Here is a 17,342-nt window from a genome sequence, read left to right as displayed (position 1 = left end):
TCGACAGTCCCGCAGCTCAAGGAGAGTCATCGAGAGATGGCCGGTCCAGCATTCCGCGCCGCCGCCGTCCGGGTGCGCGTCCCCGCCACCAGCGCCAACCTCGGCCCGGGCTTCGACGCCCTCGGCCTCTCGCTGGGGCTGTACGACGACGTCGTCGTCCGGGTGGCCGACTCGGGGCTGCACGTCGACATCGCGGGTGAGGGCAGCGAGACGCTCCCGCGCGACGAGAGCCACCTCCTCGTACGGTCCCTGCGCACCGCCTTCGACCTGCTCGGCGGACAGCCGCGCGGTCTGGAGATCGTCTGCGCGAACCGCATCCCGCACGGCCGGGGCCTCGGCTCGTCCTCGGCCGCCATCTGCGCCGGCATCGTCGCCGCGCGCGCCGTGACCATAGGCGGCGAGGCCAGGCTGGACGACACCGCGCTGCTCGAGCTCGCCACCGAGATCGAGGGCCACCCCGACAACGTGGCGGCCTGTCTGCTCGGCGGATTCACGCTCTCCTGGATGGAGGCCGGCGCCGCCCGGGCGATCAGGATGGATCCGGCCGATTCCATCGTTCCGGTGGTTTTCGTGCCCGGTAAGCCGCTCCTGACGGAGACCGCGCGCGGACTGCTCCCGCGCACCGTGCCGCACGTCGACGCGGCCACCAACGCGGGCCGAGCGGCCCTGCTCGTCGAGGCCCTGACCAGGCGTCCCGAGCTGCTGCTGCCCGCCACCGAGGACCGTCTCCACCAGGAATATCGCGCGCCGGCCATGCCGGAGAGCGCGGCGCTGGTGGAGCGGCTGCGGGCCGATGGAGTCCCGGCAGTGATCTCCGGCGCGGGCCCCACGGTGCTCGCGCTGGTGGACGGCGAGAGCGCCGACAAGGTCGCCCATCTGGCGGGCGGGGGCTGGGCCGCGAACCGGCTCGAACTCGACGCCCAGGGGGCGAGCGTGCTGCCGCTCGCGCCCACCAGTGACATCTGAGATCCGGCGCATGCCGGATTTCGAGAGGGGGAATGTTTGTTGGATCCGGTAGTGTTAACCTCAAGTCTGCACCCGACCCCACCATGGCGAGGTGCTTCACGTCCCCGTCCGGGACGGACACTCTTCCGGGAGCCTCCCAAGCCGCACTGTGTTTCATACGACGTACGCGGGCAGTACGTCGTATGCGGGCACTGAGCGACTTGCCGGGCACGCTCCGGAACCGGTGCGACCAAGCCACGTGACACAGACAGTCAGTGCCACTGCTTCGGGAAGCGCCGTCATCACATTCCTCCGCCGTCTAGGCGGACCACCGCCCCGGCACGGTCCACACAGCAAGGACCGAAGCCGGACAGCACAACCGGTCGCCGAGCCAGACAGGCCGACGTCCGCTCCAGGGAAGGACCCTTCGTGAGCGACACCACCGATCTGATGGGCGCACGTGTCGAGGAGACAGCTGCCGCGCCCGCCACGGACGCCTCCGCGCCTGCCACCGGTGCCGGCTCCCGGCGGCGCCGCGGTACCGGCCTCGAGGGCATGGTGCTGGCCGAACTGCAGCAGGTCGCCTCGGGCCTCGGCATCAGGGGCACCGCGCGGATGCGCAAGAGCCAGCTGATCGAGGTCATCAAGGAAGCGCAGGCCGGGGGAGGTGCCGCGGCTCCCAAGGCCGCAGCTCCCGCCGGTGACGCAGCCGAGACCAAGCCCAAGCGCCGGGCCACCTCCAAGGCCCGTACGGGCGACGATGCCGCTCCCGCCGCCGCGAAGAAGGCGGCCGTGAAGGCCGAGGCCCCCGCCGATAAGGCCGTGGCCCAGCAGCAGATCGAGATCCCCGGCCAGCCGGCCGGCGACCCCTCCCGCGATGGGGGCACCTCCCGCGCGAGCGCCGCCGAGCGTGGGGGAGCCGCCGAGCGTGGGGGAGACGAGGCTCCCGTGGAGCGCCGTCGTCGCCGTGCCACGGCCGAGGCCGGCAGCCCCGAGACGGTCACCGCCGAGGCGAAGAACGAGCCCAAGGCCGAGACGCCCGCCCCGCAGGCGCAGGCCGACGCCGACGGCGCCGAGGGCCGTCGGCGCGACCGTCGTGAGCGAGGCCGCGACCGCAGCGACCGCGGTGACCGCGGTGACCGCCGCAAGGTCGACGACCAACAGGGCGGACAGGGCGGCGGCCAGCAGCAGCGCCAGGACCGCCCGGACAGGCAGGACCGTCAGGACCGCCCGGACAGGCAGGACCGTCAGGACCGCCCGGACAGGCAGGACCGTCAGCAGCAGGGTGGCGGCGGTCGTCAGGACCGCCAGGACCGCCAGCGCGACACCGGCCCGCAGGACGACGACGACTTCGACGGCGGCCGCCGTGGCCGTCGCGGCCGCTACCGCGACCGCCGTGGCCGTCGCGGTCGTGACGAGATGGGCGGCCCCGAGCCGCAGCTCGCCGACGACGATGTCCTGATCCCGGTCGCGGGCATCCTCGACATCCTCGACAACTACGCCTTCATCCGTACGTCGGGCTACCTGCCCGGTCCCAACGACGTCTACGTCTCCCTCGCCCAGGTCCGCAAGAACGGCCTGCGCAAGGGCGACCACGTCACCGGTGCCGTGCGTCAGCCCAAGGAAGGCGAGCGCCGCGAGAAGTTCAACGCGCTGGTCCGCCTGGACTCCCAGAACGGCATGGCGCCCGAATCCGGACGCGGACGGCCGGAGTTCAACAAGCTGACCCCGCTCTACCCGCAGGACCGCCTCCGTCTGGAGACGGACCCGGGCGTCCTCACCACCCGCATCATCGACCTCGTCGCGCCGATCGGTAAGGGCCAGCGCGGTCTGATCGTGGCCCCGCCGAAGACCGGCAAGACCATGATCATGCAGGCGATCGCCAACGCGATCACGCACAACAACCCCGAGTGCCACCTGATGGTCGTCCTGGTCGACGAGCGTCCGGAAGAGGTCACCGACATGCAGCGGTCGGTCAAGGGCGAGGTCATCTCCTCGACCTTCGACCGCCCGGCCGAGGACCACACCACGGTCGCCGAGCTCGCCATCGAGCGCGCCAAGCGTCTGGTGGAGCTGGGCCACGACGTGGTCGTGCTGCTCGACTCGATCACGCGTCTCGGCCGTGCCTACAACCTGGCCGCGCCCGCTTCCGGCCGCATCCTGTCCGGTGGTGTCGACTCGACCGCGCTGTACCCGCCGAAGCGCTTCTTCGGTGCCGCGCGCAACATCGAGGACGGTGGCTCGCTCACCATCCTGGCGACGGCTCTCGTCGACACCGGGTCCCGCATGGACGAGGTGATCTTCGAGGAGTTCAAGGGCACGGGCAACGCCGAGCTCAAGCTCGACCGGAAGCTCGCCGACAAGCGGGTCTTCCCGGCGGTGGACGTCGACGCGTCCGGCACCCGTAAGGAAGAGCTCCTGCTCGGCAGCGACGAGCTCGCCATCACCTGGAAGCTGCGCCGGGTGCTGCACGCGCTCGACCAGCAGCAGGCGATCGAGCTGCTTCTCGACAAGATGAGGCAGACGAAGTCGAACGCGGAGTTCCTGCTGCAGATCCAGAAGACGACGCCGACGCCCGGTAACGGTGACTAGTCGCCGTTGAGCCCGTTGTTGGTTGTCGGCCGCGGATTCGTTGTGGCTTGTCGCGCAGTTCCTCGCGCCCCTTAGGGCGTTGGGCCGCCCCCTGTTCATAGGGGGCGGCCCTTTCTGCTGGTTGGGGGCGGGTTAAGATCGCGCCTTCGGTCGGATTCACGACCTTGAACTCATGATCCTTGGGGGGGACTTACGTGGGTACACCCATGTCCGGGGGCGGTGGCCGACACAGACGGCGGATACGGATCGCCCTGCCGGTCGGCGCGGCCGGTGTGGTCGCCGCCGTGGCTGCCGCGCTGTTGACGTCGTCCGCGGGCGCCGCCACCGGCGTCGCGCCGAAACCGCCGGTCAAGGCCGCGGTCGCGCAGCCGTCGCTCGCCGAGCTGGAGCAGCGGATCGCCGACGCCATGGCGGGTGACGACACCCCGGGCGGCACGACGGCCAAGACCTCGCTCAGCGCGAGCACCGACACCGGCACCGGCACCGGCACGTCCACCGTCGACCCGAAGGTCATCGGCGGTACGACGACCACCATCACCACCGCCCCGTGGATGGCGCAGCTCTGGTACACCGACGACCAGGGCACCACCGACGAGGGCGACGACACCGGCTTCTTCTGCGGTGGTGCCGTCATCGCGCCGACGAAGATCCTCACCGCCGCGCACTGCGTGAAGGGCTACGACTGGCACGCGGGCGGCGCCGTCGTGACCGGCACCTCCCAACTGCCCTCGGAGGGCGACCTGCACGGCGGCACCGTCAGCGGGGTCCTGCGGCAGTGGAACCACCCGTCGTACAACGCGCGGACCATCGACAACGACCTCGCGGTGCTCACCCTGGCGCGCCCCGTCAAGGCCGCGCCGATCCGCATGACGACGTCCGGTGACACCGCCTCGTACGCCTCCGGCACCAGTGCGAAGCTCTACGGCTGGGGCCGTACCACCTCCACCACGCAGGACATCTCCGAGACGCTGAAGACGGCGACGCTGCCGATCAAGTCCGACGCCACCTGCGCCGGCTACTACGGCTCCGACTTCGTCAAGGGCCACATGGTCTGCGCGGGCACCCCCGCCACCGGCAGCGACTCCGGTACGACGTCCGCCTGCAACGGCGACTCCGGCGGCCCGCTGGTCGTGAACAACCGGATCGTGGGCGTCGTCTCCTGGGGCGTGCCCAACTGCGTGACCAAGGGCGCGTACAGCGTCTTCACCAAGGTGAGCACGTACGTCGGCGCCGCCTATCCGCGCGTCGACGACACCAACCTCAGCTTCGACCACAAGGCCGACCTGTGGGTGCGCAACGCCTCCACCAAGACCGGCTACGAGAAGGACTCCACGGGCAGTTCCTTCGGCGCCCGTCAGTCCTGGGGCAACTGGAGCGGCGTCAACGTCGTCCTGCAGACCGACCTCAACCGGGACGGCTACCAGGACTTCGTGTACCGCGAGAGCACGACCGGTGACGTCTACTGGTGGCGCTACGTCCCGGCCACCGAGAGCTGGGCCGACCCCCAGCAGATCTTCGACAACTGGAAGACCCGCACCCGCGTCCTCACCCCCGGCGACGTCACCGGCGACTACCTGCCCGACATGCTCTCGGTCGACTCCGCGGGCGTCCTTTGGATCTACCCCGGCAAGGGCAACGGCACCTTCGCGGCCCGCGTGCAGTTCGGCTCCGGCTGGAACCAGTACGACTCCCTGCGCGGCCACGGCGACTTCACCGGCGACGGCAAGACCGACCTGATCGCCCGCGGCAAGAGCAACGGCTACGTCTACCTGTACAAGGGCACCGGCAAGTCCGGCAGCGCAGCCTTCTCCGCGCGGGTCAAGGTGCGCACCTGGAGCAGCACGACGTACAACGCCTTCGACGCGGTCGGTGACGTCAACGGCGACGGCAAGGCCGACTTCCTGGCCCGTACGCCCGGCGGCACGCTCTATCTGTACAAGGGCACCGGCAAGGCCACGAGCGAGATCTTTGCCACAAGGGTCTCCGTGGGGACCGATTTCAAGCAGTACGACATCTTCGGCTGAAACCGCTGGTGAGCTGCGTTCATCCCGGATAGTCCGTTACGCGCTGTGGCCACCGCTGCACAGGGTGGCCACAGCGCGTCGTGCAACCCTTTTCCGAGTTTCGCCGTCTGACCAGGCGGAGCGACAGTGGTGCGGTACGAGTCCCTGACGACCACGCCTGACCCTGAAAGCAGGGGGTAACCGACCGGACGAGATTCGAGGAGCACATGTCAGCCGAGAGCACGCCGGAGCCCGGCACAGCGGGTGATGCCGGCATCAAGGGCCGCCATCGAGCCAAGGGCAGCCGACGCAAGCCCCGAGGCAAGCGCCGCAAGGGCGTCCTCATCACGGCCTGGACCGCGGCGGGCATCGTCATCCTCGGCGGCACCGGCGCCGGCTACGTGTACTTCAAACTCAACGGCAACATCAAGAGCGTCGACATCGATTCGGCCCTCGGCACCGACCGGCCGACCAAGGTCGACAACGGCTCCGAGAACATCCTCGTCCTCGGCTCGGACACACGCTCCGGCAGCAACAAGAAGCTCGGCGGCGGCACCGACGACGGCAGCGCCCGCTCCGACACCGCGATGGTCGTGCACGTCTACGAAGGCCACAAGAAGGCCAGCGTGGTCTCCATACCGCGCGACACCATCATCGACCGCCCCGAGTGCACCGACACCAAGGGCGAAACGCACGACGCCGCGTCCGGAGTGATGTTCAACTCCGCGTACTCGACCGGGGGCGCCGCCTGTGCGGTGAAGACCGTCGAGACCATCAGCGGCATCCGCATGGACCACTACCTCGAGGTCGACTTCAGCGGCTTCGAGAAGATCATCGACGAGCTCGGCGGAGTCAAGGTCACCACGACCAAGGACATCAAGGACCCCGACAGCCACCTCGACCTGAAGGCCGGCACGCACACGCTCACCGGCGAGCAGTCCCTCGGCCTGGTCCGCACCCGGCACGGCGTCGGAGACGGCTCAGACCTCGGCCGCATCCAGCTTCAACAGGCCTTCATCAAGGCGCTGATCGACCAGGTCAAGAGCATCGACCTGTTCGGCGGTGGCACCAAGCTGTACGACCTCGCCAACACCGCCACCAAGGCCGTCACGACCGACTCCGACCTGGGCTCGATCAACTCGCTCATGTCTTTCGCCAAGGGCCTGAAGGGCATCAGTTCCGCCCACATGAACATGGTCACGATGCCGGTGAAGTACGACCCGGCGAACCCGAACCGGGTCATCGTCGAGGAGGCCAAGGCCAAGCAGGTGTGGACGGCCCTGGAGAACGACAGGGCGATCCCGAAGTCGGCCACGACCGGCACGGCCACCGGTGACGCCAAGGGCGTGGTGAGCGCCGCCTCGTAGGGGTGCGGGCTGTATCGATGTGCGGCTCCACCGCGTGGGCGCGAGCAGCCCCCCACCGGCCCGCGGGGAATACCCGACGCCCGCCCCCCGTTTTGGGGGATGGCCCCAGTCCTGGCAGACTGGTACGTCGGCCCCGGTTCACGCCTCCGCATCCCGCGGCTGCGACCCGGCGCCCTCCCGAAACTAGGAGACACCTTGAAGCGCGACATCCACCCCGAGTACGTCGAGACGCAGGTCAGCTGCACCTGTGGCGCCTCGTTCACCACTCGTAGCACCATCAGCTCCGGCACCGTCCGTGCCGAGGTCTGCTCCGAGTGCCACCCGTTCTACACGGGCAAGCAGAAGATCCTCGACACCGGTGGCCGTGTGGCCCGCTTCGAGGCCCGCTTCGGCAAGGCTGCCGGCTCCAAGAAGTAGCGAGCCCCATTTCGCCGGTCCACGGTCGCGCCCCCTTCCCGGGCGCACCGGGACCGGCGTTTTTGGTCGTCCGCCTTCCCCCCTTTTCTCAGCAGTACAGGAGCCGAAAGATGTTCGAGGCCGTCGAGGACCTCGTTGGTGAGCACGCCGACCTGGAGAAGAGGCTGGCCGATCCGTCGGTCCACTCCGACCAGGCCAACGCGCGCAAGCTGAACAAGCGGTACGCCGAGCTCACCCCGATCGTCGCCACGTACCGCGCATGGAAGCAGACCGGCGACGACATCGAGACCGGGCGCGAGTACGCCGCCGTCGACCCCGACTTCGCGGCCGAGGTCAAGGAGCTGGAGAAGCAGCGCGAGGAACTGACGGAGAAGCTGCGCCTTCTCCTCGTCCCGCGCGACCCCAGCGACGAGAAGGACGTCATCCTGGAGATCAAGGCGGGCGCGGGCGGCGACGAGTCGGCCCTGTTCGCCGGCGATCTGCTGCGCATGTACCTGCGGTACGCCGAGCGGGTCGGCTGGAAGACCGAGATCATCGACGCCACCGAGTCCGAGCTGGGCGGCTACAAGGACGTCCAGGTCGCCGTGAAGACCAAGGGCGGCCAGGGGGCGACCGAGCCCGGGCAGGGCGTGTGGGCCCGCATGAAGTACGAGGGCGGCGTGCACCGCGTGCAGCGCGTGCCGGCGACCGAGTCGCAGGGCCGTATCCACACCTCCGCGGCAGGTGTCCTGGTGACGCCCGAGGCGGAGGAGGTGGAGGTGGAGATCAACCCCAACGACCTCCGTATCGACGTCTACCGGTCCTCCGGTCCCGGCGGTCAGTCCGTCAACACCACCGACTCCGCGGTGCGCATCACGCACATGCCCACCGGAGTCGTCGCCTCCTGCCAGAACGAGAAGAGCCAGCTGCAGAACAAGGAGCAGGCGATGCGTATCCTGCGCTCCAGGCTGCTTGCCGCGGCGCAGGAGGAGGCGGAGCGTGAGGCCGCCGACGCCCGCCGCAGCCAGGTCCGCACCGTCGACCGCTCCGAGAAGATCCGTACGTACAACTTCCCGGAGAACCGCATCTCGGACCACCGCGTCGGCTTCAAGTCGTACAACCTGGACCAGGTCCTGGACGGCGACCTCGACGCGGTGATCCAGGCCTGCGTCGACGCGGACTCGGCAGCGAAGCTGGCGGCCGCGTAAGCGCAAGGACGTACCCACGCACGAGGACGACACGGAGGACTTTGCGTGAACCTGCTGCTCGCAGAGGTGGCCCAGGCCACCCAGCGGCTGGCCGACGCCGGCGTTCCCTCGCCGCGCAACGACGCGGAGGAGCTCGCCGCGTTCGTGCACGGCGTGAAGCGGGGCGAGCTGCACTCCGTGAAGGACTCGGACTTCGACGCCCGCTACTGGGAGGTCATCGCCCGGCGTGAACAGCGCGAGCCGCTGCAGCACATCACCGGGCGGGCCTTCTTCCGGTACCTGGAACTCCAGGTCGGGCCAGGGGTGTTCGTCCCGCGTCCCGAGACGGAGTCCGTGGTCGGCTGGGCCATAGACGCCGTACGCGCGATGGACGTGGTCGAGCCGCTCATCGTCGACCTGTGCACCGGGTCCGGCGCGATCGCCCTCGCCCTCGCCCAGGAGGTCCCGCGCTCCCGTGTGCACGCCGTGGAGCTGTCCGAGGACGCCCTGACGTGGACGCGCAAGAACATGGCGGGGTCCAGGGTCGACCTGCGTCAGGGCAACGCCCTGGACGCCTTCCCGGACCTCGACGGCCAGGTCGACCTGGTCATCTCCAACCCGCCGTACATCCCGCTGACCGAATGGGAGTACGTCGCACCCGAGGCACGCGACTACGACCCCGAACTCGCCCTGTTCTCGGGCGAGGACGGCCTCGACCTGATCCGCGGCATCGAACGCACCGCACACCGGCTCCTGCGCCCGGGCGGTGTCGTCGTCATCGAGCACGCCGACACCCAGGGCGGCCAGGTGCCGTGGATCTTCACCGAGGAGCGGGGCTGGGCCGACGCGGCCGACCACCCCGACCTCAACAACCGCCCCCGCTTCGCGACCGCCCGCAGGGCGACGCCGTGAGCGCCCCGCAGAGTCTTTTCCAGAAGTACGTGTACGAGGAGGCCCGCTAGATATGGCACGGCGATACGACACCAACGACGCGACCGACCGCACGACCGGTCTGCGCGAAGCCGCGTCCGCCGTCCGCCGTGGCGAGCTCGTGGTGCTGCCGACCGACACGGTGTACGGCATCGGCGCCGACGCGTTCTCCTCGGAAGCGGTGTCCGACCTCCTCGAGGCCAAGGGCCGGGGCCGCAACATGCCCACCCCCGTCCTCATCGGCTCCCCGAACACCCTGCACGGCCTGGTCACGGACTTCTCCGAGCTGGCCTGGGAGCTCGTCGACGCGTTCTGGCCGGGCGCGCTCACGCTCGTCGCCAAGCACCAGCCGTCCCTCCAGTGGGACCTGGGGGACACCCGTGGCACGGTCGCCGTCCGCATGCCGCTGCACCCGGTCGCCATCGAGCTGCTGACCGAGGTCGGCCCGATGGCCGTCTCCTCCGCGAACCTGACGGGCCACCCGGCGCCGGAGGACTGTGACGCGGCGCAGGAGATGCTCGGCGACTCGGTCTCCGTGTACCTGGACGGCGGCCCGACCCCCGGCAACGTCCCGTCCTCGATCGTCGACGTCACGCGTGAGGTGCCGCTGCTGCTGCGTGAGGGTGCCATCTCCGCGGACGAGCTCCGCAAGGTCGTACCCGACCTCGAGGTGGCGAATTGACGGCCCCTGACGCGGGGCGTGGCATAGGCAACGGGGAAGGGGCGGGGAGCCTGTTCGAACAGGGCCTCCCGCTCGACAGCTTCCGCATCCTCCACGTCAGCACCGGCAACGTGTGCCGCTCGCCGATCACCGAGCGGCTGACCCGTCATGCCCTGGCGGACCGGCTCGGCGACCCCCTGTGGGGCGGGCTGATCGTGGAGAGCGCCGGCACCTGGGGCCACGAGGGCGCGCCCATGGAGGCCAACGCGGAGACCGTGCTGGCCGACTTCGGTGCGGACGCCTCCGGCTTCACCGGCCGCGAACTGCTCGACGAACACGTCATCAGGGCCGACCTGGTCCTGACGGCGACCCGCGACCACCGCGCCCAGGTCATCTCCATGGGGCACTCCGCGGGCCTGCGCACCTTCACCCTGAAGGAGTTCACCCGCCTGGTGAAGGCGATCGACCCGGCGACCCTGCCTCCCCTGGAGGACGGAATGGTCGCGCGCGCCCGCGCCCTGGTCCGCGCTGCAGCGGCTCTACGCGGGTGGCTCCTGGCCCCGACGGCCGAGGCGGACGAGGTGTACGACCCGTACGGCGCCCCGCTGACCTTCTTCCGCTCGATCGGGGACGAGATAAACGAGGCGCTGGATCCGGTGGTGACGGCGTTGACCGGGGTGCCTGCGCGTACGTGACGTCGGGTTTCGCCCCCGCCGCCCCTTCCCGTCCCGTCCCTGGGGGCTGCCGCCCCCAGACCTCGCATTCGGCCCGACGGGCCTCGTCCTCAAACTCCCCCAGAGGGGGGACCCCCAGACGGGCTGAAAGGGCATGCACCTGTACGGACGCAACGACCGCGCGCCCCATGTCTCCCGGGCCTACATTGGACGTACGTCACCGTCGACGCCCGGAGCCCACCATGTCGGTCACCCATGCCCCCGAGTCCGCCGCCGACGTCCTGCGGCGGCAGGACCCCGAGTTGGCCGAGATCCTGCTAGGGGAGTCCGACCGGCAGTCGACGACGCTGCAGTTGATCGCCGCCGAGAACTTCTCCTCACCGGCCGTGCTGGCCGCCCTCGGCTCGCCCCTCGCCAACAAGTACGCGGAGGGGTACCCGGGGGCCCGGCACCACGGAGGCTGCGAGATCGTCGACGTCGCCGAGCGGATCGCCGTGGAGCGGGCGAAGGCGCTGTTCGGCGCCGAACACGCCAACGTGCAGGCCCATTCGGGGTCCTCGGCCGTGCTGGCCGCGTATGCCGCCCTGCTGCGCCCCGGCGACACCGTGCTCGCCCTCGGGCTGCCCTACGGCGGTCACCTCACGCACGGCTCGCCCGCGAACTTCTCCGGCCGCTGGTTCGACTTCGTGGGCTACGGCGTGGACGCGGAGACCGGCCTCATCGACTACGACCAGGTGCGCACGCTCGCCCGCACGCACCGGCCCAAGGCCATCGTGTGCGGCTCCATCGCCTACCCCCGGCACATCGACTACGCCTACTTCCGGGAGGTCGCCGACGAGGTGGGCGCGTACCTGATCGCGGACGCCGCGCACCCCATCGGGCTCGTCGCCGGGGGAGCGGCGCCGAATCCGGTGCCGTACGCCGATGTGGTGTGCGCCACCACCCACAAGGTGCTGCGCGGTCCGCGCGGCGGCATGATCCTGTGCGGCGCCGACCTCGCCGAGCGGGTCGACCGGGCGGTGTTCCCCTTCACCCAGGGCGGCGCCCAGATGCACACCATCGCCGCCAAGGCCGTCGCGTTCGGCGAGGCGGCAACACCGGCGTTCACGGCGTACGCCCATCAGGTGGTCGCCAACGCACGCGTGCTGGCGGACGGGCTCGCCGTCGAGGGGCTCGTCGTCACCACCGGCGGGACCGACACCCACCTCGTGACCGCCGATCCGGCGCCGCTCGGCGTCGACGGACGCACCGCTCGCGGCCGGCTCGCGGCGGCCGGGATGGTGCTCGACTGCTGTGCGCTGCCGCACGCCGACGTCCGTGGCCTGCGCTTCGGTACCGCGGCCGTGACCACGCAGGGCATGGGGGAGGTGGAGATGGCACGGATCGCCGTACTGTTCGCGCAGGTCCTCAGGGGTGAGGTGGAGAGCCAGAAGGCCCGTGAAGAAGTGCGGGAGCTGGCCGGGGGATTTCCGCCGTATCCCGCCTGAACCTGGGTAGACGCTGATCCGTACACAGCCACACGTGCAACCATCGTCGCTACCCGGAAGTCCCCAACCGTATGCGTGCGTCGCTAGTGTGTGGGGCTGTGATGGCCAGCGAGACCTGTGGGGAAGCCCGTGCGTGAATACCTGCTGACGCTCTGCGTCACGGCCGCCGTGACGTATCTGCTGACAGGGCCGGTACGGAAGTTCGCGATCGTGGCCGGAGCGATGCCGGAGATCCGGGCCCGTGACGTGCACCGGGAACCGACTCCGCGGCTCGGCGGGATCGCGATGTTCTTCGGCCTGTGCGCGGGGCTGCTGGTCGCCGACCACCTCGCCAACCTCAACGAGGTCTTCTCCAAGTCCAACGAGCCCCGGGCGCTGCTCTCCGGAGCCGCCCTGATCTGGCTGATCGGCGTCCTGGACGACAAGTTCGAGATCGACGCCCTGATCAAGCTGGGCGGCCAGATGATCGCTGCGGGTGTGATGGTCATGCAGGGTCTGACGATCCTGTGGCTGCCCATCCCCAGCGTCGGCTCGGTCGCGCTGACCCAGTGGCAGGGCACCCTGCTGACGGTCGCGCTCGTCGTCATCACCATCAACGCGGTCAACTTCGTCGACGGCCTCGACGGCCTCGCCGCCGGCATGGTGTGCATCGCCGCGGCCGCGTTCTTCCTCTACGCCTACCGCGTCTGGGTCTCGTACGGCATCGAGGCCGCCGCCCCCGCCACGCTGTTCGCGGCGATCCTGATGGGCATGTGCCTGGGCTTCCTGCCGCACAACATGCACCCCGCGCGGATCTTCATGGGCGACTCCGGCTCGATGCTCATCGGCCTGGTGCTGGCGGCCGGCGCCATCTCCATCACCGGGCAGGTCGACCCGGACGCGCTGAAGCTGTTCGCCGGGTCCGAGAAGGCGGCCGTGCACCAGACGGTGCCCGTCTACATCCCGCTGCTGCTGCCGCTGACCATCATCGCGATCCCGGCCGCCGACCTGATCCTCGCCATCGTGCGCCGCACCTGGCGCGGCCAGTCGCCGTTCGCCGCGGACCGGGGTCACCTGCACCACCGCCTGCTGGAGGTCGGCCACTCGCACAGCCGGGCCGTGTTGATCATGTACTTCTGGTCGGCGCTGATCGCCTTCGGCGCGCTCGCCTACTCGGTGAACTCGGCGTCCATGTGGATCGTGCTCGGTGTCGTCTTCCTGAGCGCGATCGGCCTCCTGCTGCTCCTGCTGCCCCGCTTCACCCCGCGCACCCCGCGCTGGGCCCAGCACTTCGTGCCGCCGCGCTACCGGCGCCGGGCGGCCGTCGAGGAGCCCGCGCCGGCGGCCGCGGTGGAGGAGAGCCGCGCTCCCGTGGCCGCGGGGGTGGCCGGCGTCAATGGGGCCACCGCCCTCGGCGCCCGTTCGCGTCTCCCGGAGAGGCGGAAAGCCGGGACGTCGCGCTGACGGGGCCTTGCGCTGACGGACCTCGCGCTGACGGACCTCGCGCTGACGGACCTCGCGCTGACGGGACAAGGTAAGAATCTGACTAGAGCATTGCCAACTCGTGGGGAAGCAAAGCTCCCCAATATCAGACAAGTCACCCTTGAGCCTGCACAGGCGCGCACTGTCACTCTCATGTGTGACGGCGAGCACGGCACTTGGTAAAGACCGCATCAAATAGTTTGTGATACGGTTCACGAGAACCCCGGATAGAGCTGAAGGGCCGCAGTGCGACGGCCCCTTGGTGTGAGGTCCGCCCTCAGCCCGGGACTACGCTCGTCCATGACGACACCCTGCCCCCTGTGAAAGCGGAGTTGCCGCCATGCCGTCCAACGACGTCCGGATCCTGCTCCAGGCCGCTGTGCCCACAGCTGCCGCCGGCGCTGTAGCCGCCGTCGTCAGTGGCGTGGTCGCCGGTGGCAAGGGAGCGGTCGGGGCGGGCGTCGCGACGCTGATCGTGATCCTCTTCATGGGGATCGGTCTCTACGTTCTGCAGCGCACTGCCAAATCGCTTCCGCACCTCTTCCAGGCGATGGGTCTGATGCTCTACGCGGCACAGATCCTGCTGCTGTTCATCTTCCTCGCGGCCTTCAAGAACACGACGTTGTTCAACGCCCGGGCCTTCGCGATCACGCTCGTCGTCGGCACCCTCGTGTGGACCGCCGCACAGACGCGCGCCCACATGAAGGCCAAGATCCTCTACGTCGAACCCGAGTCGTCGGGCGACAAGCCCGAAAAGACGGGGCACTCGTCGTGAGGGGTAGGGCCGGGATAAGGGCGCTACAGAGATGCTGCTATCGTCCGATGCCAACTGCGGCATCGCGGGCGCGGGCATCTGAGCTGACGCCTGCTCAATCGCGAGGCGAGATGCCCCCCAGCCGCCCCCACATCCGAAACACCAGTCCCGTGCCGAACCGCGGCTGCGCGCCGCGCCGACACAACGAGGTTGCCGTACCTATGCGCCACGCTGAAGGAGCCCGCGGTGAGTGCTGACCCGACGCAGACGCTCGCCTTCGAGACCGACTGCCACCTGTTCGACGGTTGTGGCTTCCCGGCTCCGGGCCTGCACTCGTTCCTGTTCGAGCCGCTCTTGGGCGACGCCGACGGCAACGGCCTCTACTTCAACAAGCCGATGCTGCTGGCGCTTCTGGGCTCCATCATCGTCGTGGGCTTCTTCTGGGCCGCGTTCGCCAGGCCCAAGTTGGTCCCCGGCAAACTGCAGATGGTCGCCGAGGCCGGCTACGACTTCGTACGCCGCGGCATCGTCTACGAGACGATCGGCAAGAAGGAGGGCGAGAAGTACGTCCCGCTCGCCGTCTCGCTGTTCTTCTTCATCTGGATGATGAACCTCTGGTCGATCGTCCCGGTCGCCGCCTTCCCGGTGACCTCGATCATCGCCTACCCGGCGGTGCTCGCGGCCATCGTCTACATCACCTGGGTCTCGCTGACCTTCAAGCGGCACGGCTTCGTGGGCGCCTTCAAGAACTTCACGGGCTACGACAAGTCGCTGGGCCCGGTGCTCCCGCTGGCCATGACCATCGAGTTCTTCTCGAACCTGCTGGTCCGTCCGTTCACGCACGCGGTGCGACTGTTTGCGAACATGTTCGCCGGGCACACGCTGCTGCTGCTGTTCACCATTGCCAGCTGGTACATGCTGAACGGCATCGGCATCGCCTACTCCGCCGTCTCGTTCGTGATGGTCCTCGTGATGACGGCCTTCGAGCTCTTCATCCAGGCTGTTCAGGCGTATGTCTTCGTCCTCCTGACCTGCACCTTCATCCAGGGCGCGCTCGCCGAGCACCACTGAGCACCGCCGCTTTTCGAACACCCCAGAGTCGTCCGGTGGCCAACCCCCACCGGTCCGTAAAGAGAAGGAAGAACTGGCATGTCCCAGACCCTCGCTGCTGTCACCGGTGACCTTGGCTCCGTCGGTTACGGTCTTGCGGCCATCGGCCCCGGCGTCGGCGTCGGCATCATCTTCGGTAACGGCACGCAGGCACTCGCCCGCCAGCCCGAGGCGGCCGGCCTGATCCGCGCCAACCAGATCCTGGGCTTCGCGTTCTGTGAGGCGCTGGCCCTCATCGGCCTCGTCATGCCGTTCGTCTACTAAGACGAACGACGACGACAGCCCCATTCGACGAAAGGCACTGATGTGAACCACGCACTGGTTCAGCTGGCGGCCGAGGCGGAGAAGGAGAATCCCCTCATTCCGCCGTGGCCGGAGCTCGTCATCGGCCTGATCGCCTTCGTCATCGTCTTCGGCTTCCTCGCCAAGAAGCTCCTCCCGACCATCAACAAGGTTCTGGAAGAGCGCCGCGAGGCCATCGAGGGCGGTATCGAGAAGGCCGAGGCCGCACAGACCGAGGCCCAGAGCGTCCTTGAGCAGTACAAGGCACAGCTCGCCGAGGCACGCCACGAGGCCGCGCGGCTGCGCCAGGAGGCGCAGGAGCAGGGCGCCACGCTCATCGCCGAGATGCGCGCGGAAGGCCAGCGGCAGCGCGAGGAGATCGTGGCCGCCGGTCACGCCCAGCTGGCGGCCGACCGCAAGGCCGCCGCGTCCGCGCTGCGCCAGGACGTCGGTACGCTCGCCACCGAACTGGCCGGCAAGCTCGTCGGTGAGTCCCTCGAGGACCACGCCCGGCAGAGCCGTGTCATCGACCGCTTCCTCGACGAGCTCGAGGAGAAGGCCGAGGCCACCCGATGAACGGAGCGAGCCGCGGGGCCCTGGCAGCCGCCCGCGAGCGTCTCGACGCGCTGACGGACTCCACTTCCGTGGACGCCGGCTCGCTCGCCGACGAGCTGGCCGCCGTCACCGCGCTGCTCCACCGCGAGGTGTCACTGCGTCGGGTCCTGACCGACCCGGCGCAGCCCGGCGAGGCCAAGGCCGAACTGGCCCAGCGCCTGCTCGGCACCCAGGTCGGCGGCCAGACCGTCGACCTGATGTCCGGCCTGGTGCGTTCTCGCTGGTCACAGTCGCGCGACCTGGTGGACGCGCTGGAGCAGCTGGCCGCCCTCGCCGACCTCACGGCCGCGCAGCGGGCGGGCACGCTCGACAACGTCGAGGACGAGTTGTTCCGGTTCGGCCGGATCGTCTCCTCGAGCACCGAGCTGCGCGCCGCGCTGACCGACCGCAAGGCCCCGGCCTCGGCCAAGGGCGAGCTGCTGCGCAGCCTGCTCGGCAGCCGGACCGCCGCGACCACCGAGCGTCTGGTGACGCGCCTTGTGACCGCGCCGCGGGGACGTAGCCTGGAAGCGGGACTGGAGTCCCTGTCCAAGCTCGCCGCCGAGCGCCGGGACCGCATGGTGGCCGTCGTCACCTCGGCGGTACCGCTGAGCGACCCGCAGAAGCAGCGCCTGGGTGCCGCCCTCGCGAAGCTCTACGGCCGCAGGATGCACCTCAACCTCGACGTGGACCCCGGGGTCCTCGGAGGGATCCGGGTGCAGGTCGGCGACGAGGTCATCAACGGCTCGATCGCGGACCGTATCGAGGACGTCGGCCGCCGCATGGCGAGCTAGCAGCAACTGGCTAGCAGCAACTCAAGAGCAGTACGAACTTATTACGGCCCGTGTTGGGCCGTGCAGAAGAATCCTGGGGGTCGCCCCCAGACCCCAAAGTGAAAC

16 protein-coding genes are annotated in these 17,342 nt (G+C 69.5%); all 16 read left to right on the top strand.

What is annotated here, in order from left to right:
• The first annotated feature begins 36 nt into the window (after positions 1-36).
• The 16 genes from thrB to ACFYO2_RS09145 all read left to right on the top strand — a co-directional run bounded on the left by thrB (position 37) and on the right by ACFYO2_RS09145 (position 17,237).
• Positions 37-966, top strand: a complete 930-nt coding sequence (thrB, locus tag ACFYO2_RS09220; RefSeq protein WP_388346341.1) for a homoserine kinase — start codon at positions 37-39, stop codon at positions 964-966.
• 408 nt (positions 967-1,374) lie between these two features.
• Positions 1,375-3,537 carry a transcription termination factor Rho gene (rho, locus tag ACFYO2_RS09215; RefSeq protein ID WP_388346338.1) on the top strand — a complete coding sequence of 721 codons (2,163 nt, stop codon included), beginning with the start codon at positions 1,375-1,377 and terminating at the stop codon, positions 3,535-3,537.
• A 206-nt stretch (positions 3,538-3,743) separates the two neighbouring features.
• The gene (locus tag ACFYO2_RS09210; RefSeq protein ID WP_388347542.1) at positions 3,744-5,561 is read left to right on the top strand and encodes a trypsin-like serine protease; all 1,818 of its coding nucleotides are present in this window, start codon (positions 3,744-3,746) and stop codon (positions 5,559-5,561) included.
• Positions 5,562-5,767: 206 nt separating this feature from the next.
• Complete coding sequence (locus ACFYO2_RS09205) at positions 5,768-6,907, top strand: LCP family protein (RefSeq protein ID WP_388346336.1); 1,140 nt, start codon at positions 5,768-5,770, stop codon at positions 6,905-6,907.
• A 195-nt stretch (positions 6,908-7,102) separates the two neighbouring features.
• The gene (rpmE, locus tag ACFYO2_RS09200) at positions 7,103-7,324 is read left to right on the top strand and encodes a 50S ribosomal protein L31 (RefSeq protein ID WP_016438250.1); all 222 of its coding nucleotides are present in this window, start codon (positions 7,103-7,105) and stop codon (positions 7,322-7,324) included.
• A 110-nt stretch (positions 7,325-7,434) separates the two neighbouring features.
• Positions 7,435-8,511 carry a peptide chain release factor 1 gene (gene prfA, locus ACFYO2_RS09195; protein ID WP_388346333.1) on the top strand — a complete coding sequence of 359 codons (1,077 nt, stop codon included), beginning with the start codon at positions 7,435-7,437 and terminating at the stop codon, positions 8,509-8,511.
• A gap of 45 nt (positions 8,512-8,556) precedes the next feature.
• Positions 8,557-9,402, top strand: coding sequence for a peptide chain release factor N(5)-glutamine methyltransferase (prmC, locus tag ACFYO2_RS09190; protein WP_388346331.1), 846 nt, complete (start codon positions 8,557-8,559; stop codon positions 9,400-9,402).
• 52 nt (positions 9,403-9,454) lie between these two features.
• Positions 9,455-10,102, top strand: a complete 648-nt coding sequence (locus ACFYO2_RS09185; RefSeq protein WP_095748648.1) for an L-threonylcarbamoyladenylate synthase — start codon at positions 9,455-9,457, stop codon at positions 10,100-10,102.
• On the top strand, positions 10,099-10,776 hold the full coding sequence (locus ACFYO2_RS09180) for a protein-tyrosine-phosphatase (protein ID WP_388346328.1): 678 nt from the start codon (positions 10,099-10,101) through the stop codon (positions 10,774-10,776). The genes ACFYO2_RS09185 and ACFYO2_RS09180 overlap by 4 nt, the downstream gene beginning before the upstream one ends.
• Positions 10,777-10,997: 221 nt before the next feature.
• On the top strand, positions 10,998-12,242 hold the full coding sequence (gene glyA, locus ACFYO2_RS09175; RefSeq protein WP_388346325.1) for a serine hydroxymethyltransferase: 1,245 nt from the start codon (positions 10,998-11,000) through the stop codon (positions 12,240-12,242).
• Between the two features lie 129 nt (positions 12,243-12,371).
• Positions 12,372-13,685 carry an MraY family glycosyltransferase gene (locus ACFYO2_RS09170; protein WP_388346322.1) on the top strand — a complete coding sequence of 438 codons (1,314 nt, stop codon included), beginning with the start codon at positions 12,372-12,374 and terminating at the stop codon, positions 13,683-13,685.
• A 358-nt stretch (positions 13,686-14,043) separates the two neighbouring features.
• On the top strand, positions 14,044-14,478 hold the full coding sequence (locus tag ACFYO2_RS09165; protein WP_388346320.1) for a hypothetical protein: 435 nt from the start codon (positions 14,044-14,046) through the stop codon (positions 14,476-14,478).
• A 210-nt stretch (positions 14,479-14,688) separates the two neighbouring features.
• The gene (gene atpB, locus ACFYO2_RS09160) at positions 14,689-15,528 is read left to right on the top strand and encodes a F0F1 ATP synthase subunit A (protein ID WP_388347540.1); all 840 of its coding nucleotides are present in this window, start codon (positions 14,689-14,691) and stop codon (positions 15,526-15,528) included.
• 78 nt (positions 15,529-15,606) lie between these two features.
• On the top strand, positions 15,607-15,831 hold the full coding sequence (atpE, locus tag ACFYO2_RS09155) for an ATP synthase F0 subunit C (protein ID WP_018521144.1): 225 nt from the start codon (positions 15,607-15,609) through the stop codon (positions 15,829-15,831).
• Between the two features lie 42 nt (positions 15,832-15,873).
• Positions 15,874-16,425 carry a F0F1 ATP synthase subunit B gene (locus ACFYO2_RS09150; protein ID WP_388346317.1) on the top strand — a complete coding sequence of 184 codons (552 nt, stop codon included), beginning with the start codon at positions 15,874-15,876 and terminating at the stop codon, positions 16,423-16,425.
• Positions 16,422-17,237 carry a F0F1 ATP synthase subunit delta gene (locus ACFYO2_RS09145; protein WP_388346314.1) on the top strand — a complete coding sequence of 272 codons (816 nt, stop codon included), beginning with the start codon at positions 16,422-16,424 and terminating at the stop codon, positions 17,235-17,237. The genes ACFYO2_RS09150 and ACFYO2_RS09145 overlap by 4 nt, the downstream gene beginning before the upstream one ends.
• Positions 17,238-17,342 lie beyond the last annotated feature (105 nt).

It is taken from the genome of Streptomyces sp. NPDC006602 (assembly GCF_042870385.1).
In the GTDB taxonomy this organism is placed as follows: domain Bacteria; phylum Actinomycetota; class Actinomycetes; order Streptomycetales; family Streptomycetaceae; genus Streptomyces.
The sequence above is the reverse complement of the archived record's forward strand: the minus strand, read 5'-3'. Positions and strand labels throughout refer to the sequence as shown.

What these genes read in the sequence shown, in the direction of transcription:
- ACFYO2_RS09185 (WP_095748648.1), top strand. Translation starts at nt 9,455, where the DNA reads ATGGCACGGCGATACGACACCAACGACGCGACCGACCGCACGACCGGT.
- ACFYO2_RS09210 (WP_388347542.1), top strand. Translation starts at nt 3,744, where the DNA reads ATGTCCGGGGGCGGTGGCCGACACAGACGGCGGATACGGATCGCCCTG.
- ACFYO2_RS09205 (WP_388346336.1), top strand. Translation starts at nt 5,768, where the DNA reads ATGTCAGCCGAGAGCACGCCGGAGCCCGGCACAGCGGGTGATGCCGGC.
- atpE (WP_018521144.1), top strand. Translation starts at nt 15,607, where the DNA reads ATGTCCCAGACCCTCGCTGCTGTCACCGGTGACCTTGGCTCCGTCGGT.
- ACFYO2_RS09145 (WP_388346314.1), top strand. Translation starts at nt 16,422, where the DNA reads ATGAACGGAGCGAGCCGCGGGGCCCTGGCAGCCGCCCGCGAGCGTCTC.
- glyA (WP_388346325.1), top strand. Translation starts at nt 10,998, where the DNA reads ATGTCGGTCACCCATGCCCCCGAGTCCGCCGCCGACGTCCTGCGGCGG.
- ACFYO2_RS09165 (WP_388346320.1), top strand. Translation starts at nt 14,044, where the DNA reads ATGCCGTCCAACGACGTCCGGATCCTGCTCCAGGCCGCTGTGCCCACA.
- thrB (WP_388346341.1), top strand. Translation starts at nt 37, where the DNA reads ATGGCCGGTCCAGCATTCCGCGCCGCCGCCGTCCGGGTGCGCGTCCCC.
- prfA (WP_388346333.1), top strand. Translation starts at nt 7,435, where the DNA reads ATGTTCGAGGCCGTCGAGGACCTCGTTGGTGAGCACGCCGACCTGGAG.